This is a genomic window from Serratia surfactantfaciens (assembly GCF_001642805.2).
Lineage (GTDB): Bacteria > Pseudomonadota > Gammaproteobacteria > Enterobacterales > Enterobacteriaceae > Serratia > Serratia surfactantfaciens.
The window spans coordinates 1591088-1609631 of sequence record NZ_CP016948.1; the positions used below are offsets into that span (position 1 = coordinate 1591088).

Here is an 18544-nt window from a genome sequence, read left to right on the forward strand (position 1 = left end):
GGGTAAGCATTGACCAATATTGTGCTGCCTCTCATTTTCTCGTCGATTTTCTTGAAAAACGTCGATGACGTGCTACGCTTGATTCGGCAAAAATAAAATAAGTAAATAATTATTTAAAAACATAATAAATTGATTTTAATAATGATTTTAAATTGATGATGGCGACACCCACCAATCAGTTAACCCACTGATGACAAGTCTCGTCTTAAGGTTTAGTTAAGCTTGCGGCCTTACATTGGCAGTTAATCCACGGAAACGATTCTTCTCTGGCGTTTAATATTCGTTAAACGAAAGGGATTTACAGTGTCATCAAAAGCAGTTCGATACGTTTGGGGTTAACTATGGATCAATTTTTGCCTTTCTCTCGCCCGGCCATTGGCGATGAAGAAATCGCCGCGGTAGAGAAAGTGTTGCGTTCAGGTTGGATCACCACCGGGCCGCAAAACCAGCAATTGGAAAGCGACTTCTGTTCCACCTTCGGTTGTAAGCACGCCATCGCCGTCAGTTCCGCCACCGCGGGCATGCACATCACGCTGATGGCGCTGGGCATCGGTCCCGGCGACGAAGTCATCACCCCCTCGCAAACCTGGGTTTCCACCCTCAACATGATCGAGCTGCTGGGCGCCACGCCGGTGATGATCGACGTTGACCGTGATACGCTGATGGTCAGCGCCGCCGATGTCGAGGCCGCCATCACCCCGAAAACCAAAGCGATCGTTCCGGTGCATTACGCCGGGGCTCCCCTGCAGATGGACGCGCTGCGCGCCGTGGCCGAACGCCACCGTCTGCCGTTGATCGAAGACGCCGCTCACGCGGTCGGTACGCGTTACAACGGCGAATGGGTCGGCGCACGCGGCACGGCGATTTTCTCGTTCCACGCGATTAAAAACGTGACCTGCGCCGAAGGCGGCCTGATCGCCACCGACGACGATGCGCTGGCGGATCGCCTGCGTTGCCTGAAATTCCACGGTCTGGCCGTCGATGCCTTCGACCGCCAACAGCTCGGCCGCAAACCGCAGGCCGAAGTGGTGGAGCCGGGTTACAAATACAACCTGTCCGACATTCACGCGGCGATCGCCGTGGTGCAACTGTCGCGCTTCGCTGAGCTGAACGCGCGACGTAAAGCGCTGGCGCAGCGCTACCTGAAGGCGCTGGAAGGTTCGCCGTTCCAACCGTTGGGCGTGCCGGATTACCCGCATGAACACGCCTGGCACCTGTTTATGGTCCGCGTCGATCCAGAACGCTGCGGCATCGATCGCGACCAGCTGATGGAGCGCCTGAAGGAGGTTGGCGTCGGCACCGGGCTGCATTTCCGCGCCGCCCATACCCAGAAATTCTACCGTGAGCGTTATCCGCAGCTTTCTTTGCCGAACACCGAATGGAACTCGGCGCGGCTGTGCACCTTACCGCTATTCCCTGATATGACCGACGCCGATGTCGATCGCGTGGTCAATGCCTTGTCTTCTGTTGTGGAGTCTTTACGTGTCTCGCGTTGAACCGATTAAAAAAGTGTCGATAGTCATCCCGGTATACAACGAGCAGGAAAGTTTGCCGGCGTTGCTGGAGCGTACTACCGCCGCCTGTAAGCAGTTGTCTCAGCCTTATGAAATCATCCTCGTCGACGATGGCAGCAGCGACAACTCCGCTGACATGCTGACCGCAGCGGCGGAAAAGCCGGACAGCCACGTGATCGCCGTCCTGCTGAACCGCAACTATGGCCAGCACTCGGCCATTATGGCCGGTTTCAACCAGGTGACCGGCGATCTGGTGATTACGCTGGACGCCGATCTGCAGAACCCGCCGGAAGAGATCCCGCGCTTGGTCAGCGTGGCGGAAGAGGGCTATGACGTAGTGGGCACCGTGCGCGCCAACCGTCAGGACTCCTGGTTCCGCAAAAGCGCCTCGCGGGTGATCAACATGATGATTCAACGCGCCACCGGCAAGTCGATGGGGGACTACGGCTGCATGCTGCGCGCCTATCGTCGTCATATCGTGGAGGCGATGCTGCACTGTCATGAACGCAGCACCTTCATCCCTATTCTGGCGAACACCTTCGCCCGTCGCACCACCGAAATCGAAGTGCGCCACGCCGAGCGCGAGTTTGGCGATTCCAAATACAGCCTGATGAAGCTGATCAACCTGATGTACGACCTGATCACCTGCCTGACCACCACGCCGCTGCGTTTGCTCAGCGTGGTCGGCAGCATCGTGGCGCTGTCCGGTTTCGTGCTGGCGCTGGTGCTGATTGCGCTGCGTCTGCTGCTGGGTCCTGAATGGGCCGCCGGCGGCGTGTTCACCCTCTTCGCCGTCCTGTTCACCTTTATCGGCGCCCAGTTTGTTGGCATGGGGCTACTGGGTGAATACATCGGCCGCATCTATACCGACGTGCGCGCACGTCCTCGCTATTTTGTTCAGAAAGTGGTCGGCGTACAGCAAGACCACAATACTCAGGAAGAAGAATGATGAAAGCTATTGTATTTGCTTACCATGATATTGGCTGCGCAGGTCTGAAAGCGCTGACTGAGGCGGGTTATGACGTGCAGGCCGTATTCACGCACACTGATGACCCTGGTGAGAACAACTTCTTCTCCTCCGTGGCCCGTTTGGGCGCCGAATTGGATCTGCCGGTCTACGCGCCGGAAGATGTGAACCACCCGCTGTGGGTTGATCGCATTCGCGAACTGCAGCCGGACGTGATCTTCTCGTTCTATTACCGTCACATGCTGAGCGACGAGATCCTGTCGCTGGCGCCGCTGGGCGGTTTCAACCTGCACGGTTCGCTGCTGCCGCGCTACCGTGGCCGCGCGCCGGTGAACTGGGCGTTGGTGAATGGCGAAACCGAAACCGGCGCCACGCTGCACAAGATGGTGAAGCGCCCGGATGCCGGCGACATCGTTGGTCAGCAGAAAGTGACCATCGCCGACAACGACACCGCGTTGACGCTGCACAAAAAAGTGCTGGAAGCCGCGCAGGCCGTATTGAAAGAGCAGCTGCCGAAGCTGAAGAACGGCACCGCCAGCTTCACCAAGCAGGATGAGTCCCAGGCCAGCTACTTCGGTCGCCGCACCGCGGCGGACGGCGAGATCCTGTGGCACAAATCCGCCAAAGAGATCAACAACCTGGTGCGCGCCGTCACCGAACCGTACCCGGGGGCCTTCAGCTACCTCGGCCAGCGCAAGCTGATCGTCTGGCGCTCTCGCGTGCTGGATACCCAACACGATAAGCAACCGGGCACCGTGCTGAGCACCGCGCCGCTGGTCATCGCTTGTGGCGAAGGCGCGCTGGAGATCGTCGCCGGTCAGAACGAAAGCGGCCTGTATGTACAGGGCAGCCGCCTGGCGCAGGAAATGGGCATCGTCACCGACGTGCGTCTGGCCGCCAAGCCGAATGCCGTGATGAAGCGCCGCACCCGCGTGCTGATCCTCGGGGTCAACGGTTTCATCGGTAACCACCTGACCGAGCGCCTGCTGCGCGACGATCGTTATGACATCTACGGTCTGGACATCGGCTCTGATGCCATCAGCCGCTTCCTCGACAACCCGCGTTTCCACTTCGTGGAAGGCGACATCAGCATCCATTCCGAGTGGATCGAGTATCACATCAAGAAATGCGACGTGGTGCTGCCGCTGGTGGCGATCGCGACGCCGATCGAATACACCCGCAACCCGCTGCGCGTGTTCGAGCTGGACTTCGAAGAGAACCTGAAGATCGTTCGCGACTGTGTGAAATACAACAAGCGCATCATCTTCCCGTCCACTTCCGAAGTGTACGGCATGTGCGACGACAAAGAGTTCGATGAAGATCATTCGCGTCTGATCGTCGGGCCGATCAACAAACAGCGCTGGATCTACTCGGTTTCCAAACAGCTGCTGGATCGGGTGATCTGGGCCTACGGCGCCAAAGAAGGCCTGAAGTTCACGCTGTTCCGTCCGTTCAACTGGATGGGGCCGCGTCTGGATAACCTGGACGCCGCGCGTATCGGTTCTTCCCGCGCCATTACCCAACTGATCCTCAACCTGGTGGAAGGTTCGCCGATCAAACTGATGGACGGTGGCGCGCAGAAACGTTGCTTCACCGACATCAACGACGGCATCGAAGCGCTGTTCCGCATCATCGAGAACCGCGACGGCCTGTGCGACGGCCAGATCGTCAACATCGGCAACCCGACCAACGAAGCGAGCATTCGCGAGCTGGCGGAAATGCTGTTGGAAAGCTTCAACAACCACCCGCTGCGCGACCGCTTCCCGCCGTTTGCCGGCTTCAAGGATGTGGAGAGCAGCAGCTACTACGGTAAAGGTTACCAGGACGTCGAGCATCGCACGCCGAGCATCAAGAACGCGCGCCGCCTGCTGGACTGGCAGCCGACCATCGAGATGAAGCAAACCGTCGCCGATACGCTGGACTACTTCCTGCGCACTACCGTTCAGGAAGGGAACGGTGCATGAAGAAAGTCGGTCTGCGGGTTGATGTAGATACCTTCAGCGGCACCCGTGAAGGGGTGCCGCAGTTGCTGGACCTGTTCGAAAAGTACGACATTCAGGCCAGCTTCTTCTTCAGCGTGGGACCGGACAACATGGGGCGCCATCTTTGGCGCCTTTTGCGTCCGAAATTTCTGTGGAAAATGCTGCGTTCGAATGCCGCCTCGCTGTACGGCCTGGACATTCTGCTGGCCGGCACCGCCTGGCCGGGGCGCAATATTTCGCGCGCGTTGGGGCCGCTGATGAAGCGCACCGCCGAAGCCGGTCATGAAGTCGGGCTGCACGCCTGGGATCACCAGGGCTGGCAGGCCAAGGTCGGCAAGTGGAGCGAGGCGCAGTTGACCGAACAGGTGCAATTGGGCGTCGACGCTCTGAGCGCCTGCACCGGTCGGCCGGTGAAATGCTCCGCCGTGGCGGGCTGGCGTGCCGATACGCGCGTGCTGGAGGTCAAGCAGCGCTTCGGCTTCCATTACAACAGCGATTGCCGCGGCACCCATCCGTTCCGCCCGGTGCTGAGCGACGGGCGTCACGGTACGGTGCAGATCCCGGTGACGTTGCCGACTTTCGACGAGGTGATCGGCAGCGAAGTGAGCATGGCCGACTTCAACGACTACATTCTGCGCGCCATCGAGAACGATAGCGGCGTACCGGTGTACACCATTCACACCGAAGTGGAAGGCATGTCGCAAGCGGCGATGTTCGAACAGTTATTGCAACGCGCACGGCAGCAGGGCATCGAATTCTGCCCGCTGAGCGCGCTGTTGCCGCAAGATTTGGCGTCACTGCCGTTGGGCCGCATCAAGCGCGCTCCTTTCCCCGGCCGCGAAGGTTGGCTGGGCTGTCAAACCGATGTGAAGGACGTTACATGAAGGCGCTAAAAGGATCCTGGGCCATTGTGCTGGCCGTTTTTTTTGCTCTGGTTTACCTGATCCCGCTGAACGGTCGCCTGCTGTGGCAGCCGGACGAGACGCGTTATGCCGAGATCAGCCGTGAGATGCTGCAGCGCGGCGATTGGGTGGTGCCGCATCTGCTGGGGCTGCGTTATTTCGAAAAGCCGGTAGCGGGTTACTGGTTCAATAACATCAGCCAATGGCTGTTCGGCGAAAACAACTTTGCGGTGCGCTTCGGCTCGGTGTTCAGCACCGGCATGACCGCATTGCTGGTGTTCGCGCTGGCGATGCTGATGTGGCGCAATGCGCGCCGCGCCAGCCTGGCGACGCTGATGTTCCTGTCGATGGTGCTGGTATTCAGCATCGGCACCTACAGCGTGCTCGATCCGATGATTTCGCTGTGGTTGGCGGCGGCGATGGTCAGCTACTATCTGACGCTGAAAGCCACCTCGGTCAAAGGCAAACTGGGCGCTTACGCGCTGCTGGGGCTGGCCTGCGGCATGGGCTTTATGACCAAGGGCTTCCTGGCGCTGGCGGTGCCGGTGATCGCGGTGATCCCGATCGTCATTCAGCAACGACGCATCAAGGATCTGCTGTTCTACGGCCCGGTGGCGATCGTAACCGCCACGCTGCTCAGCCTGCCGTGGGCGCTGGCGATCGCGCAGCGTGAACCCGATTTCTGGAATTACTTCTTCTGGGTCGAGCACATTCAGCGTTTCGCCGAAGATAACGCTCAGCACAAGGCGCCGTTCTGGTATTACCTGCCGATCCTGCTGGCGGCGGTGCTGCCGTGGCTGGCGCTGCTGCCCGGTGCGCTGCTCAAAGGCTGGCGTGAGCGCGTGCAGCGCCCGGAGCTGTTCTTCCTGCTGAGCTGGGCGATGATGCCGTTGATCTTCTTCAGCATCGCCAAAGGCAAGCTGCCGACCTACATTCTGCCGTGCATGGCGCCGCTGGCGCTGCTGATGACCGCCTATGCGGAAGACTACGCCGCTACGCTGCGCACCAAGTTGTTTAAGGCCAACGCCTGGCTGAACGGCCTGTTCGGGCTGATCGGCATCGTGGCGCTGGTGGTGTTGATCTCCGGTTTGCTGCCGAAAGCGCATCTATTTACCCCGCAGGAGTGGCCAAAAGTGGTTCTCGGCCTGGTCGCCTTCGGCGGCTGGCTGCTGTTCGCGCTGGTCTCCGTACGCGATAACGGCCGTCAATGGCGTTGGGCGGCGGCTTGCCCGGTGCTGTTGTGTCTGGTGATCGGTTACGCGATTCCGCAGCAGGTGACCGACTCCAAACTGCCGCAGAACTTCGCGCGCGCCACGATGGCCGAGCTGGGCAACAGCCGTTATGTGCTGACCGACAGCGTCGGGGTGGCGGCCGGCCTGGCCTGGGAGCTGAAGCGCAGCGACGTGCTGATGTACAGCCAGAAAGGCGAGGTGGCCTATGGTCTGGAGTATCCGGACGCCAAGGGGCACCTGATCAGCGACGCCGACTTCCCGCAGTGGCTGGCGCAGGCGCGTAAGCAGGGGAACGTGTCGCTGGTGCTGCAGCTGTCCCGCGGCGAAGCGTTGCCGCAGGAACTGCCTGCCGCAGACAAGGTGGATCGCATGAATCGTCTGGTGCTGATGTGGTATAAACAGCAACCATGATGGGTTTTCTGTTGGTGATAGTGGTCAGTCTGCTCACCTGTGGTGGGCAGCTGTGCCAGAAGCAGGCGGCGCACTGTTGGGAACAGGCCGGCGAGGCGCGGCTGAAGCAGACGCTGCGCTGGCTGGCGCTGGCGGTGTTGTTGCTGGGGCTGGGCATGGCGGTGTGGCTCAATGTGCTGCAACGCCTGCCGCTCAGCCTGGCTTACCCGATGCTGAGCCTGAATTTCGTGATGGTGACACTGGCGGCGCGTTGGCTGTTTCATGAGCCAACGACCCCGCGCCATTGGTGCGGCGTGGCGTCGATTATGTTGGGGATCCTGCTGATGAGCGTGCATTCATGAGGGGCTATGCCTGGGGCGCTGCCAGCGTGCTGCTGGTGACGCTGGCGCAGTTGCTGATGAAGTGGGGCATGGTGCAAATCCCGCTGATGTCGTTCGCCGACGTCTCGTTGGCGTTGATCGGCGACTACTGGCTGCCGTTGCTGGCAGTGGGCGGCGGCATCTTCGGTTATGCGTTGTCGATGCTGTGTTGGTTCTTTGCGCTGCGCCACCTGCCGTTAAACCGCGCTTATCCTCTGCTGAGCGTCAGCTACGCGCTGGTCTATCTGGCGGCGGTGATCCTGCCGTGGTTTAACGAATCCGCTACGCTGCTGAAAACGTTGGGCACGCTGTTTATTCTGTTCGGCGTCTGGCTGATTAACAGCAAATCCGAGACGAAATCGCCGGAATAGGGTCAAAACCGGCGATCCTGCTATTATCTCCCTCATGGCGCTTGCCTTTTTCCCCGTGCGGGAGATAAATTACGCCAAATAGCGCTCTCCTTACATGATGCCGGCTTTGCCTCGCAGGCGGTGGTGGTGTGCCGATTGGCATAATGCGGCAGCGTGTTCAATGAAGGGATATTATGCGGATGCGTGTGTGGTTTTTATTAGCCAGTTTGATTCTCGCCGGTTGCAGCAGCCATGCGCCGCCGCCCAGCGGCCGCCTGGCGGATTCGATCGTGGTGGTGGCCCAGCTCAATGAGCAGCTGCGCCAGTGGTACGGCACACCTTACCGCTATGGCGGTCTGGATCGCGGCGGCGTGGATTGTTCCGGCTTCGTTTACCGCACGTTCCGCGATCGTTTCGACATGCAGCTGCCCCGTTCGACCGAAGAGCAAACCTCGCTGGGCACCAAAGTCTCGCGCGATGAGCTGATGCCGGGCGATCTGGTGTTTTTCAAGACCGGCGGTGGCGAGAACGGCCTGCACGTCGGCATCTACGATACCAACGACCAATTTATCCACGCTTCGACCAGCCGCGGGGTGATCCGTTCCTCGCTCGATAACGTCTACTGGAAGCGGGTGTACTGGCAGGCGCGACGCATTTAGCCTTAACCCGTTGATTTGGTGTATCATGGCGGCATCACGTGTTTTGAACGGTGCCTGCCATGAACAGCCTGCGTTTACTGATCTCCGACTCCTACGATCCCTGGTTCAACCTGGCGGTGGAAGAGTGCATCTTCCGCGAAATGACCACGCAAAAAATCCTCTTCCTGTGGCGTAACGCCGAAACGGTGGTGATTGGCCAGTCGCAGAACCCCTGGAAAGAGTGCAACACCCGACGCATGGAGCAGGACGGCATTCGGCTGGCGCGGCGCAGCAGCGGCGGCGGGGCGGTATTTCATGACCTGGGCAACACCTGCTTTACCTTTATGGCCGGCAAGCCGGGTTACGACAAAAGCGTCTCGACCAACATCATTCTGCAAGCGTTGCGGCAGTTGGGGGTTACCGCCGACGCCTCGGGCCGCAACGACCTGGTAATGGAAACCGCCGACGGGCCGCGTAAAATCTCCGGTTCGGCCTATCGCGAAACGCAGGATCGCGGTTTCCATCACGGCACGCTGCTGCTGAACGCCGATCTGGAGCGGCTGGCGGACTATCTGAATCCGGATCCCAAAAAACTGCAGGCCAAGGGCATCGCCTCGGTGCGTTCGCGCGTCGCCAATCTGGCGGAGTTTTTGCCGGGCATCAACCATGAGCAGGTGTGCGAGGCGATCGCGCAGGCCTTCTTCGCCCACTATGGCGAAACGGCCGAACCGGAGATCATTTCGCCGGATGCGCTGCCCGATCTGCCCGATTTTGCCGCGCAGTTCGCCAAACAGAGCAGCTGGGAATGGAATTTTGGCAAAGCGCCGGCATTCAGTCACCTGCTGAACGAACGCTTCGTCTGGGGCGGCGTGGACCTGTTCTTCGATGTGGAGAAGGGGGTCATTGTCCGCGCGCAGCTGTTCACCGACAGCTTGAATCCTGCTCCGCTGCAGCGGCTGGCGGAGGCGCTGGTGGGCTGCTCATACCGCAGCGAGCCGGTTTCCGCGTGCTGTGATCGTCTGATGGCGGACTATCCGCAACAGGCGGCCGAATTGAGCGAGCTGCGGCAATGGCTGAGCGAAACAATCCGCTGACCGGCAGGCTGGCGAGGATGAAGGGATGAGCGTGCTCATCCCTTTTTTTATCCCTGAATCCGGCGATGTGCCAGGGCGTAGCGTAGATTTTCTAAAAATCAAGGTGGGCACTTTTTTACGTTTTCAATGCGACGAATAACAGGTGGAATTGATGTGTTATTAAATTTAATCAGTCATCGTTAACGGCAGGAAAAATCGGCGTTACGGGTGAAAGATTATTTTACTTTATTTAAGATTTTTCTTAATTAAAACAAAGGAGATAAGTCAAATTCCTGCCACTATCCATTCTACTTAAGCCAAATATCTTTTCGTTCAACGCGCGGGCCGAGAAAACAGGCATAAGTCAGGCTGCTTTTCTTTGCGCCATTGACGATTGTCGTATAGCTTTAATCTATCAATTAAATGATATTTCATGGGCATTTGCATTGATATTTCCGATTAATCCCAGAAGGATTGATCGATAAAATATATTGATATACGATGATACGCTAGCCATTCATCCTGTGGCATAAAAATGAACATCCAACTCGAAGCTGACTTTATTAGTAGCTATGTTTTTCAACCTGTTTACTCAATGGAGGGTAGCCTGTTGGCGGTGGAAATGTTGAGCCGTTTCAACAGTCTAGACGGTGATTTAGCCATGCCGGCCGAAATTGGGATTAATTTATTGGCCCCTGAACAAAGGATTGAGTTATTTAATGAACAATTGAAACTGGCGGAACGGCATGCTGCCTGGTTTACCGGTAACAGCGTGCAATTGACCATCAATATCGAAGAAACCATCGTCGAGCTTATTCTTTCCGATCCGGCGCTGTGCCAATGGATCAGGCAATACCCTTTTATTGCATTTGAAATGAGTGAGAGTTTTCCGAATCTTTCAGCCGGGAAGAACAACCCGAGCGTGCAGCGATTAAGCGAAATGTTTACGCTGTGGCTCGACGATTTTGGTTCCGGCAAAGCAACGTTGACCGCGTTGTACGATGGCTTGTTTGACTACGTTAAGATTGATAAGCGTTTTTATTGGCAACTGTTTACCCATCAGGGGTATGACGTCGTCATCGACTCGTTGTTAAAGAATATCAATCTGTTGTGTAAAGGCGTGATCGTCGGAGGAATAGAGAAAAAAGAGTACTTTAATAAACTCAGATACGCCGGTGTTTTAGGCCTGCAAGGTTTTTTATGGCCCAGCGTTGGTGTGGATAATCTGCAATCTTTGCTGGCGATGCCCAGCGAATTCAATAATTAAGAAGTGATATAAAAAACTACACACAATGGGTAAATAATGGCGGGATGTTTATCCTGACTCCGTCGTCGTTATTCACCATCGTTTTTTGCTGATAACCGCGTTTGTCAGCCGGCGTTAAACCGCGCTTCCTTCGTTGGGGGAAGCGCACCCCCTCGCATCCGTCCTGGCGACAGGCGGATGCGTTCTCCCTGCATTCCTTCGGTGTTAATCCGCCCGTTCAGGCTCTACACTACGCTGAAACGGAGGGCCTATGCCGCAGTTCGATAACGCTTATTACCAACAGTTACCCGGTTTTTACACCGCCCTGAACCCGACGCCGCTCAAGGATGCGCGCCTGCTGTACCATAGCGAGCCGCTGGCGCGCGAGCTGGGGCTGGATGAAAGCTGGTTTACTCAGGATAAAACCCCGATTTGGGCGGGAGAAACGCTGCTGCCGGGCATGCAGCCGCTGGCGCAGGTGTACAGCGGCCACCAGTTCGGCGTCTGGGCCGGGCAACTGGGCGATGGTCGCGGCATTTTGCTTGGCGAACAGCGCCTGGCGGACGGCAGCCATCGCGACTGGCACCTGAAGGGGGCCGGGCTGACGCCGTATTCGCGCATGGGGGATGGGCGCGCGGTGCTGCGCTCGGTTATCCGCGAGTTTCTGGCCTCCGAGGCGCTGCATCATCTGGGGATCCCCACCACCCGGGCGTTGACGATCGTCACCAGCGGCCAACCGGTGTTCCGCGAGCAGCCGGAACGCGGCGCGATGCTGATGCGGGTGGCGGAAAGCCATGTGCGCTTCGGCCACTTCGAACACTTTTACTACCGCAAACAGCCGGAGCAGGTGCGGCAGCTGGCGGATTTCGTCATCGCTCGTCACTGGCCGCAGCTGCAGGATCAGGCCGATCGCTATCTGTTGTGGTTTACCGACGTGGTCGAACGCACGGCGCGCCTGATCGCCCATTGGCAAACCGTCGGCTTCGCTCATGGCGTGATGAACACCGACAACATGTCGATTCTTGGTATCACCATCGATTACGGCCCCTACGGCTTCCTCGATGACTACCAGCCCGGCTATATCTGTAACCATTCTGACCATCAGGGGCGCTACGCTTTCGACAATCAACCGGCGGTGGCGCTGTGGAACCTGCATCGCCTGGCGCAAACCCTGTCGGGGTTGATGAGCACCGAACAGCTGCAGCAGGCGCTGGCGGCGTATGAACCGGCGCTGATGCGCGCCTATGGCGAACAGATGCGCGCCAAACTCGGCTTCTTCACGCCGACGGCGCAGGATAACGACGTGCTTACCGGCCTGTTGAGCCTGATGGCGCAGGAAGGACGAGACTATACCCGCACGTTCCGCCTGTTGAGCGACACCGAGCAGCAGCAGGCGCAGTCGCCGCTGCGCGACGAGTTTATCGACCGTGCGGCGTTCGACGCCTGGTATCAGCAGTATCGCCAGCGCCTGCAGCAGGAGCAGGTGAGCGATGCGGAGCGGCAACGGGCGATGAAGGCGGTGAACCCGCGTTTGATTCTGCGCAACTATCTGGCGCAACAGGCGATTGAGGATGCCGAGAAAGACGACGCGGGCCGTTTGCAGCGCTTGCATCAGGCCTTGCTGCGGCCGTTCGACGAGGCGCCGGAGTATGACGATCTCGCTGCGCTGCCGCCGGATTGGGGCAAGCATCTGGAGATTTCCTGCTCCAGCTGAGATGAAAAAGGGCGCCTAATGGCGCCCTTGAATTTTTATTGCCGCAGATAGACCTGCGGCAGCGGCGCTTCGGGATGATGCACCACGCCGAGATCGGCCTGATACCAGCGGGTGAGAATGTCTGCCTGCAGCACCTCCTGCGGCGTGCCGCTTGCCACCAGGCGGCCCTGATGCAACAGCAGAATGCGATCGGCGTACAGCGCGGCCAGATTGAGATCGTGCAGCACGCAGCAGACGCCCAGCGGCTGTTGGCGCGTCAGCGAGCGCAGCAAGCGTAGGGTGTGCTGCTGGTGGTACAGATCCAGCGCCGAGGTTGGCTCGTCGAGAAACAGCCAGGCGGGTGACGGCTGCGGTTGCCACAGCTGCGCCAACACCCGCGCCAGCTGTACCCGCTGCTGTTCGCCGCCGGAAAGCTGACGGTAGTCGCGCTGCGCCAGCGCCAGGCAGTCGGTTTGTTCCATCACCTGTTGGATCGCCTGATGCTGGTCGCGTTTACCGTGCGGCGCCCGCCCCATGCTGACCACTTCTTCCACGCTGAAGGGAAACGCCAGATCGCTGTACTGGCGCATCACGGCCCGGACTTTGGCCAATTGCTGCGGCGCCCAGTGTTCCAGTGGGCGGTCAAGCAGCCGGCATTCGCCGCAGTCCGGCGTCAGATAGCCGGTCAGCAAGCGCAGCAGCGTCGATTTGCCGGCGCCGTTAGGGCCGATAATCGCCACCATCTCACCGCTGGCGAGGCTCAGCGAAACGTCGTTGATCAAGCGGCGCACGCCGAGGCTGTAGCGCAGCTCCCGGGCCGTCAGGCAGGCGGCGTTATCCACCGGTTCGCTCCCGCTGGCGCATCACCAGCCACAAGAAGTAAGGACCGCCGATCAGGCTGGTCATCAGCCCCACCGGCATTTCGGCCGGCGCCACCAGCGTGCGCGCCAGCGTGTCGCTGACCAACAGCAGGCAGGCGCCGCCCAGTGCGGAGCAGGGCAGCAGCCAGCGGTGATCGCCGCCGAGGCGCATGCGCACCAGATGCGGCACCACCAGACCGACGAAGCCGATCACGCCGCTCATCGCCACCGCCGCGCCGATCAGCAGCGCGCTCAACAGCAGCAGCTGCAGCTTGGCGCGCTGGACGTTCACCCCAAGGTAGTGGGCCTCTTCGTCTCCCAACTGCAGCAGGTTCAACCGACGCGCCTGCAGCAGCGTCAGCAGCGCCGTGGGCAGGATCAGCGAGGCGGAAACGGCCAGCGTCGGCCATTGCGACTGGCTGAGGCTGCCCATCATCCACAGCGAGAATTGGCGCAGCTGTTGATCGCTGCTGACGTAAGAAAGCACGCCGATGGCTGCCATGCACAGGGCGTTGATGGCGATGCCCGCCAGCAGCAGGCGCGACAGATTGCCGTGCCCGCTGCGGCTGATGCCGTAGATCAACAACGACACCAGCAGGCTGCCGAGGAACGCCGCCAGCATGTGGCCGTACAGCGCGATCGTCACCGGCAACGCCAGCGGCATCACGATGAACAGCGCGACAAACAGCGCGCCGCCGCTGCTGATGCCCAGCAGGCTCGGATCCGCCAGCGGGTTGCGGAACAGCCCCTGCATCACCGCGCCGGACACCGCCAACGCGCAGCCTATCACCACCGCCAGCAACACGCGCGGCAGGCGGATATTCAGCCAGATGTGCCAGGCGGCATCGCTGAACGGTTCGCGCCACAGAGTGCGAAACGACAGCGTCAGCGCGCCGAGATTGGCGGCGACCAGCGCCAGCAGCGTCAACAGCACCAGCAGGCCGATAATGGCCAGCTGCGGCGAGGTGCGACAGCGCATTACTTTTGCTCCGCCGCGTGACGCAGTTTGGCCAACGCCGCCGGCGTTTCCAGGCCGAAGCCCAGCAGCGCCATGTCATCGACGATCAACACGCGCCGCTGTTTGCCCGCCGGCGTCAGCGCCAGGCCCGGCAGCGTCCACAGCTGCTGCTCACCGCCGAGGGTGCGCACGCCGTCGGTAGTGACCAGCAGCAGGTCCGGCGCGCTGGCGATCACGCCTTCCTGCGACAGCGGGCGGTAGCGGTCAAAGCCCTGCATGGCGTTTTTCAGGCCGGCGGCGGCGATCACCGCGTCGGCGGCGGTGTGTTGCCCGGCGGCCATCGGCGTAATGCCGCCGTGGCTCATCACAAACAGCACCTTGACTGGCAGCGGAGTGGTATCGACCGCCGCCAGCTGCTGTTGATAGCGCTCGCTCAACTGCTTGCCTTGCTCAATGCGTTGCAACGCGGCGGCGATCGCGGCGATTTTCTGCGGCACCGCCTGCAGAGTGGTGTCGCCCGGCACGCTGACCACGTTGACGCCGCTGTCCGCCAGCTGTTTGAGCACCAGCGCCGGCTGCGCCAGCTCGGTCGTCAACACCAGCGTCGGCTTCAGCGCCAGAATGCCTTCGGCGTTCAGCTGGCGCATATAGCCGACGTCAGGCAGCTTTTTCACCGCTTCCGGATTCAGGCTGGTGCTGTCGCGGGCGATCACTTCGTCGCCGGCGCCGAGCGCGAAGGCGATTTCCGTCACGTCGCCGCCGATCGAGACGATGCGCTGCGCCGCTGCCGCAGTGAGCGGCAGCGTCAGCGCCATCATCAGCGCCAGGCGGCGGATCAAGGATGATTTCATGCGGCGATGTCCTTGGGAGCAAGCGCGGCGACCTGCTCGCGCCACTGGGTTTGTTCCGGCTGGCCTTCGGTGCGTTGGCCGTACAGCTGCGCAATCTGCGTGCCGTCTGCGGCGAACAGCTCCAGGCTAGTGACGATGCCGTCCTTGGTGGGTTTGCGAGTGATCCAGCTTTCAGCGATGGCGTCTTCGAGCAGGTGCAACGTGAAGCGGCGGTTGAACACGTTGATCCAACCTTCCTGCGGCATCAGACGTTCGATCTGGCCGGTGAAGATCTGTACGCAGCCGCGGTTGCCGACGAAGATCATGATCTCATTTTGCAGTTGCTGCGCCGCTTCCAGCAGCTGCGACAGCGCGCTGTTGTCCACCTGATAGGCCAGATCGTCGCCGACGGCGCGGAATGCCTGCTGGCGCGTCAGCTTGTTGCGGCTGAGCAGCTGGAAAAACTGGTGAACGTCGGTCATTGCGCGCCATTCACCGTCGATTTTGGCATGATCCTGCGTCGTTTCATCTGCGGTGCTCGCCTCGGCGGGCTGCAGCGCCAGCGCCGGGTTTTCATCGCTCAGGTGGCGTTCCACCAGCGCCATCCAGGCCGGCAGATCGGTTTCCTCGGTGGTGTAGACCTTGTGTAGCGCATCGCCCTGTTGATCGAAGAACTGGATGCTGTGGCGCACGCCGCGCTTGTTGGTTTCGCTCATGGCGAAGACGCTGGTCCAGTGGTTGAGGAACAGACGCAGATCCAGCTCGCGCGGGTTGAGGATCAGCCCGGCGTGGCCGTTGAGGTGCTGATTGCGGTAGCGGCCCATCTGCTCATGCACCGCATAGCTGTTGCGAGTGATGGACTTGGTGACGCCCACCTGCTCGAGTTCGGTGAGCAGGGTGCGAGCGTCGGCCTGCAGGCGGCGGGCGTCGTGGCCGACGCGAGCGTGCGTCAGCTCCGCTTCGCTGACGCCGAGCAGCGCCGCCAGATCGCGAGCGTATTTGCCGGGATGGTCGATTTTAGCCTGTTGGTAGCGTTCGTACAGGGTGTTGCTCATGCGGGATTCTCCTGCGCTGTGATGCGAACGGCGGACACGTCGGTGTCCGCCAGATAGTCAAATGATCACCACTGGTAGCTGACCAGCAGTTTGGCGTTGCGGCCATCCTGCGGGACGCCCTGCGGCGAGTAATATTCTTTGTCGAAGGCGTTGCCCAGCACCACGGTGGTGGTGACGCCCTGCAGGCGGTCGCGGCCCTTGTAGCTCAGATAGAAGTCGTTGACGCCGTAACCGCCTTGTTCTGGAGACCCGGCTTGTACGCGGGTGGCGCGTTCGGCGAAGGTGGCGACCCAACCGGCGGACAGGCCGGTTTCGCCCAACGGCACGTCCAGCGAGCTGGTGACGGTGTCCGGGCTGATGTCGGCCAGCCAATCGCCGCTTTTCGCGTTCAGCTCGCCATTGCGTGACTTGTCCTTACCGCGCGTACGGTTGTAGGCCAGATCCCAGTTAAACCACTGGGTCTGGTAGTTAAGCGAGGTGTCCCAACCCCAGATCTTGGCGCGGGAGATATTGGTTGAAGCGGTTTGCGTGCGGGTGACGTACAGGCTGATGTAGTCCTTGGCGTCGGTGTCGAAATAGCTGGCCTTGAATTGCAGGCTGTCATCCGCCATCAGCAGATCGTCGAAGCGCAGGCCGAAACCGGCTTCGGTGGTGCTGGTGGTTTCCGGCCGCAGATTCGGGTTAGGCACCCAATAGTTGCCGGGGAAGTGGCGCGAATCGTTGTACATCTCGCCCATGGTTGGGGCGCGGAAGGCCTGGGAATAGGAGCCGAACAGCATTAGCCAGTCAGTCGGCGAGTAGCTCAGCGCGCCACGGGAAGACCATTTGTCGGCCTTGACGTCATCATGGCCCTGGCTGCTGCCCTTATAATCGTCATAGCGAGTGCCGGCCAGCACGGTGACCGGAATGTCGCGCAGCGTAATTTCATCCTGCAGCCAACCGGAGGCGAAGTTGATCTTGGCCTGCGGGAAGCTGGTGGTAGCGCCGCCCGGCTGCTGTTTCTGTTGATAAACCTCGGAGCCGTAGGTCAACAGGTGCGACGCGAAACTGTCGGCGAACAGGCGCGTGCGGTTTTCCAGCTTGCCGCCGTTGGTGGTTTGCTTGCGGAATTCGTCGGTCACGCCGGCGTTGTGCGCGTTGATTTTGACTTCCGAGGTGTACAGTCTGGCGGTGGCGTCCAGCCAATCCTGGCCGACCGGCTTGAGCTTATAGCTCAGAGCGGCGTCGCGCTGGATGGTGGAACGGTTAGTCATCGGGTTGTCGCTAGAGTTGCCCGGCGTTTGCGGGTTTTTCGGCTCTTGGGCGTCGTTGTTGTAATAACGCAGATCGCCGCTCAGCGACTGGTTGTCGTCGATCTTCCAGGTGCCTTTGGCCAGCACGTTGCTGATGGTTTCATCGTTAGGGGCGTCGAAACCGTTGCCCTGGCGCAGATTGCCGACGTCGCGGGTGCCGAACGACAGCAGGCCGTCGAGGTTATCGGTCTTGCCGTAGGCGCTGGCGCCCATGCCCAGACTGTGATCGCCGGTGCCGGCGGTGCCGTAGACGCGGAACCCGGTATCGTGGCCCGGCAGCAGCAGATCGGCGGCATCGACGGTCTCGTAAGCGATAACGCCGCCCAGTGCGCCGCTGCCGTACAGCAACGCAGAGGGGCCGCGCACGATTTCAATGCGCTTCACCAGCGCCGGATCGAGGAAGGTGCCGCCGATGTGGCCGGTATCGGTCCCCTGGCGAATGCCGTCGACCAGCGTCAGCACGCCGTTCTTGCCATAGCCGCGCATCGTCACATCCTGGCCGTTGCTGCGCCCGGTGCCGTTGACGGTGATGCCCGGCACGCGCCGCAGCATATCGGCGGCGGAGGTGGCGGTCTGGCTTTCCGGCGAATTGCCTTCGATCACCGTGACCATCATCGGCGCTTCAAAACTGCTGCGTTGGTTACCGGTGGCGACCACGGTCATGGTCTCATCGGCGGCTTTGGCTTTTTTCGCCTGCGCCGCGTTGGAAGAAGATGTTGTGCTGGTGTTTTGTGCCAAGGCCACCGTAGGCAGAGCGCAGGCAATCGCCAGACTCAAAGCGGAAAAACGCAGCCGGGTGGAAAATGTCAGAGGCATGGTGCAACTCTCCGTATGTAATAAAACATATCAATAGATTTGCTGGCTGCCTGGATCAAAAGATCGGGGTGGCTGGCGTTTGAGGATTCTGTGGTTATTTGGTCAGGATCAATTTCCCGGCTTTAGTCTGCCGCAGTTGATAGCGCTGGCCCTGATGGGTAATGAACGCGATGCCGTCGGCGCCGAGCAGCTGTGTGCTGTCGTAGCTGGGCGGCGCGTTTGCGCTGTGCTCGTTCGGGGCCGCGGCGGCGGGGGTAGGCGTGTTGGCTGTATCCATCATCATTGTGCTTATAAAACAGACCATTAAATGGTAATTAATATCAAACTGAGAATCATTATCATGTGAAGGAAAGGTTACATCAAGGA

At 60.0% G+C, this 18544-nt stretch carries 17 protein-coding genes; 11 read left to right on the forward strand and 6 right to left on the reverse strand.

The features are described from left to right. Positions 1–341 precede the first annotated feature (341 nt). The 11 genes from arnB (at position 342) to ATE40_RS07670 (ending at position 12388) form a co-directional block, all read left to right on the forward strand. Positions 342–1496 carry a UDP-4-amino-4-deoxy-L-arabinose aminotransferase gene (gene arnB, locus ATE40_RS07620; protein WP_063919346.1) on the forward strand — a complete coding sequence of 385 codons (1155 nt, stop codon included), beginning with the start codon at positions 342–344 and terminating at the stop codon, positions 1494–1496. After that, entirely contained in the window at positions 1483–2463 is a 981-nt protein-coding gene (arnC, locus tag ATE40_RS07625) for an undecaprenyl-phosphate 4-deoxy-4-formamido-L-arabinose transferase (protein ID WP_019456023.1), read from the forward strand. Before arnB ends, arnC begins: the two co-directional genes overlap by 14 nt. Beyond that, the gene (gene arnA, locus ATE40_RS07630) at positions 2463–4445 is read left to right on the forward strand and encodes a bifunctional UDP-4-amino-4-deoxy-L-arabinose formyltransferase/UDP-glucuronic acid oxidase ArnA (protein WP_063919614.1); all 1983 of its coding nucleotides are present in this window, start codon (positions 2463–2465) and stop codon (positions 4443–4445) included. Before arnC ends, arnA begins: the two co-directional genes overlap by 1 nt. Then, complete coding sequence (gene arnD / locus ATE40_RS07635; protein WP_019456021.1) at positions 4442–5347, forward strand: 4-deoxy-4-formamido-L-arabinose-phosphoundecaprenol deformylase; 906 nt, start codon at positions 4442–4444, stop codon at positions 5345–5347. Before arnA ends, arnD begins: the two co-directional genes overlap by 4 nt. Then, the gene (gene arnT, locus ATE40_RS07640; RefSeq protein ID WP_063919347.1) at positions 5344–7008 is read left to right on the forward strand and encodes a lipid IV(A) 4-amino-4-deoxy-L-arabinosyltransferase; all 1665 of its coding nucleotides are present in this window, start codon (positions 5344–5346) and stop codon (positions 7006–7008) included. Before arnD ends, arnT begins: the two co-directional genes overlap by 4 nt. Continuing rightward, positions 7005–7349 carry a 4-amino-4-deoxy-L-arabinose-phosphoundecaprenol flippase subunit ArnE gene (gene arnE / locus ATE40_RS07645; protein ID WP_025159699.1) on the forward strand — a complete coding sequence of 115 codons (345 nt, stop codon included), beginning with the start codon at positions 7005–7007 and terminating at the stop codon, positions 7347–7349. Before arnT ends, arnE begins: the two co-directional genes overlap by 4 nt. Beyond that, positions 7346–7738: a 4-amino-4-deoxy-L-arabinose-phosphoundecaprenol flippase subunit ArnF gene (arnF, locus tag ATE40_RS07650; RefSeq protein ID WP_019456018.1), complete on the forward strand. Its 393-nt coding sequence runs from the start codon at positions 7346–7348 to the stop codon at positions 7736–7738. The genes arnE and arnF overlap by 4 nt, the downstream gene beginning before the upstream one ends. A gap of 173 nt (positions 7739–7911) precedes the next feature. Beyond that, positions 7912–8376 (forward strand): NlpC/P60 family protein, encoded by a 465-nt coding sequence (locus ATE40_RS07655; RefSeq protein WP_016927954.1) that lies wholly within the window; start codon positions 7912–7914, stop codon positions 8374–8376. 59 nt (positions 8377–8435) lie between these two features. Continuing rightward, the gene (locus ATE40_RS07660) at positions 8436–9449 is read left to right on the forward strand and encodes a lipoate--protein ligase (RefSeq protein ID WP_063919348.1); all 1014 of its coding nucleotides are present in this window, start codon (positions 8436–8438) and stop codon (positions 9447–9449) included. Between the two features lie 514 nt (positions 9450–9963). After that, on the forward strand, positions 9964–10695 hold the full coding sequence (locus ATE40_RS07665; RefSeq protein ID WP_063919349.1) for an EAL domain-containing protein: 732 nt from the start codon (positions 9964–9966) through the stop codon (positions 10693–10695). A 250-nt stretch (positions 10696–10945) separates the two neighbouring features. Continuing rightward, a complete protein-coding gene (locus ATE40_RS07670; protein WP_063919350.1) occupies positions 10946–12388 on the forward strand; it encodes a protein adenylyltransferase SelO in 1443 nt (480 codons plus the stop codon). 35 nt (positions 12389–12423) lie between these two features. Here the strand turns inward: ATE40_RS07670 and ATE40_RS07675 are convergent, their stop codons facing one another. The 6 genes from ATE40_RS07675 to hemP form a co-directional block, all read right to left on the reverse strand. Beyond that, the gene (locus ATE40_RS07675; protein WP_019456014.1) at positions 12424–13209 is read right to left on the reverse strand and encodes a heme ABC transporter ATP-binding protein; all 786 of its coding nucleotides are present in this window, start codon (positions 13207–13209) and stop codon (positions 12424–12426) included. Beyond that, on the reverse strand, positions 13202–14206 hold the full coding sequence (locus tag ATE40_RS07680; RefSeq protein ID WP_016927948.1) for a FecCD family ABC transporter permease: 1005 nt from the start codon (positions 14204–14206) through the stop codon (positions 13202–13204). Before ATE40_RS07680 ends, ATE40_RS07675 begins: the two co-directional genes overlap by 8 nt. Next, positions 14206–15036, reverse strand: a complete 831-nt coding sequence (locus tag ATE40_RS07685; RefSeq protein ID WP_063919351.1) for a heme/hemin ABC transporter substrate-binding protein — start codon at positions 15034–15036, stop codon at positions 14206–14208. The genes ATE40_RS07680 and ATE40_RS07685 overlap by 1 nt, the downstream gene beginning before the upstream one ends. Beyond that, complete coding sequence (locus ATE40_RS07690) at positions 15033–16070, reverse strand: hemin-degrading factor (protein WP_063919352.1); 1038 nt, start codon at positions 16068–16070, stop codon at positions 15033–15035. The genes ATE40_RS07685 and ATE40_RS07690 overlap by 4 nt, the downstream gene beginning before the upstream one ends. Before the next feature lie 65 nt (positions 16071–16135). Beyond that, a complete protein-coding gene (locus tag ATE40_RS07695) occupies positions 16136–18178 on the reverse strand; it encodes a TonB-dependent hemoglobin/transferrin/lactoferrin family receptor (protein ID WP_063919353.1) in 2043 nt (680 codons plus the stop codon). 94 nt (positions 18179–18272) lie between these two features. After that, a complete protein-coding gene (gene hemP / locus ATE40_RS07700; RefSeq protein ID WP_063919354.1) occupies positions 18273–18455 on the reverse strand; it encodes a hemin uptake protein HemP in 183 nt (60 codons plus the stop codon). Between the last annotated feature and the right edge of the window lie 89 nt (positions 18456–18544).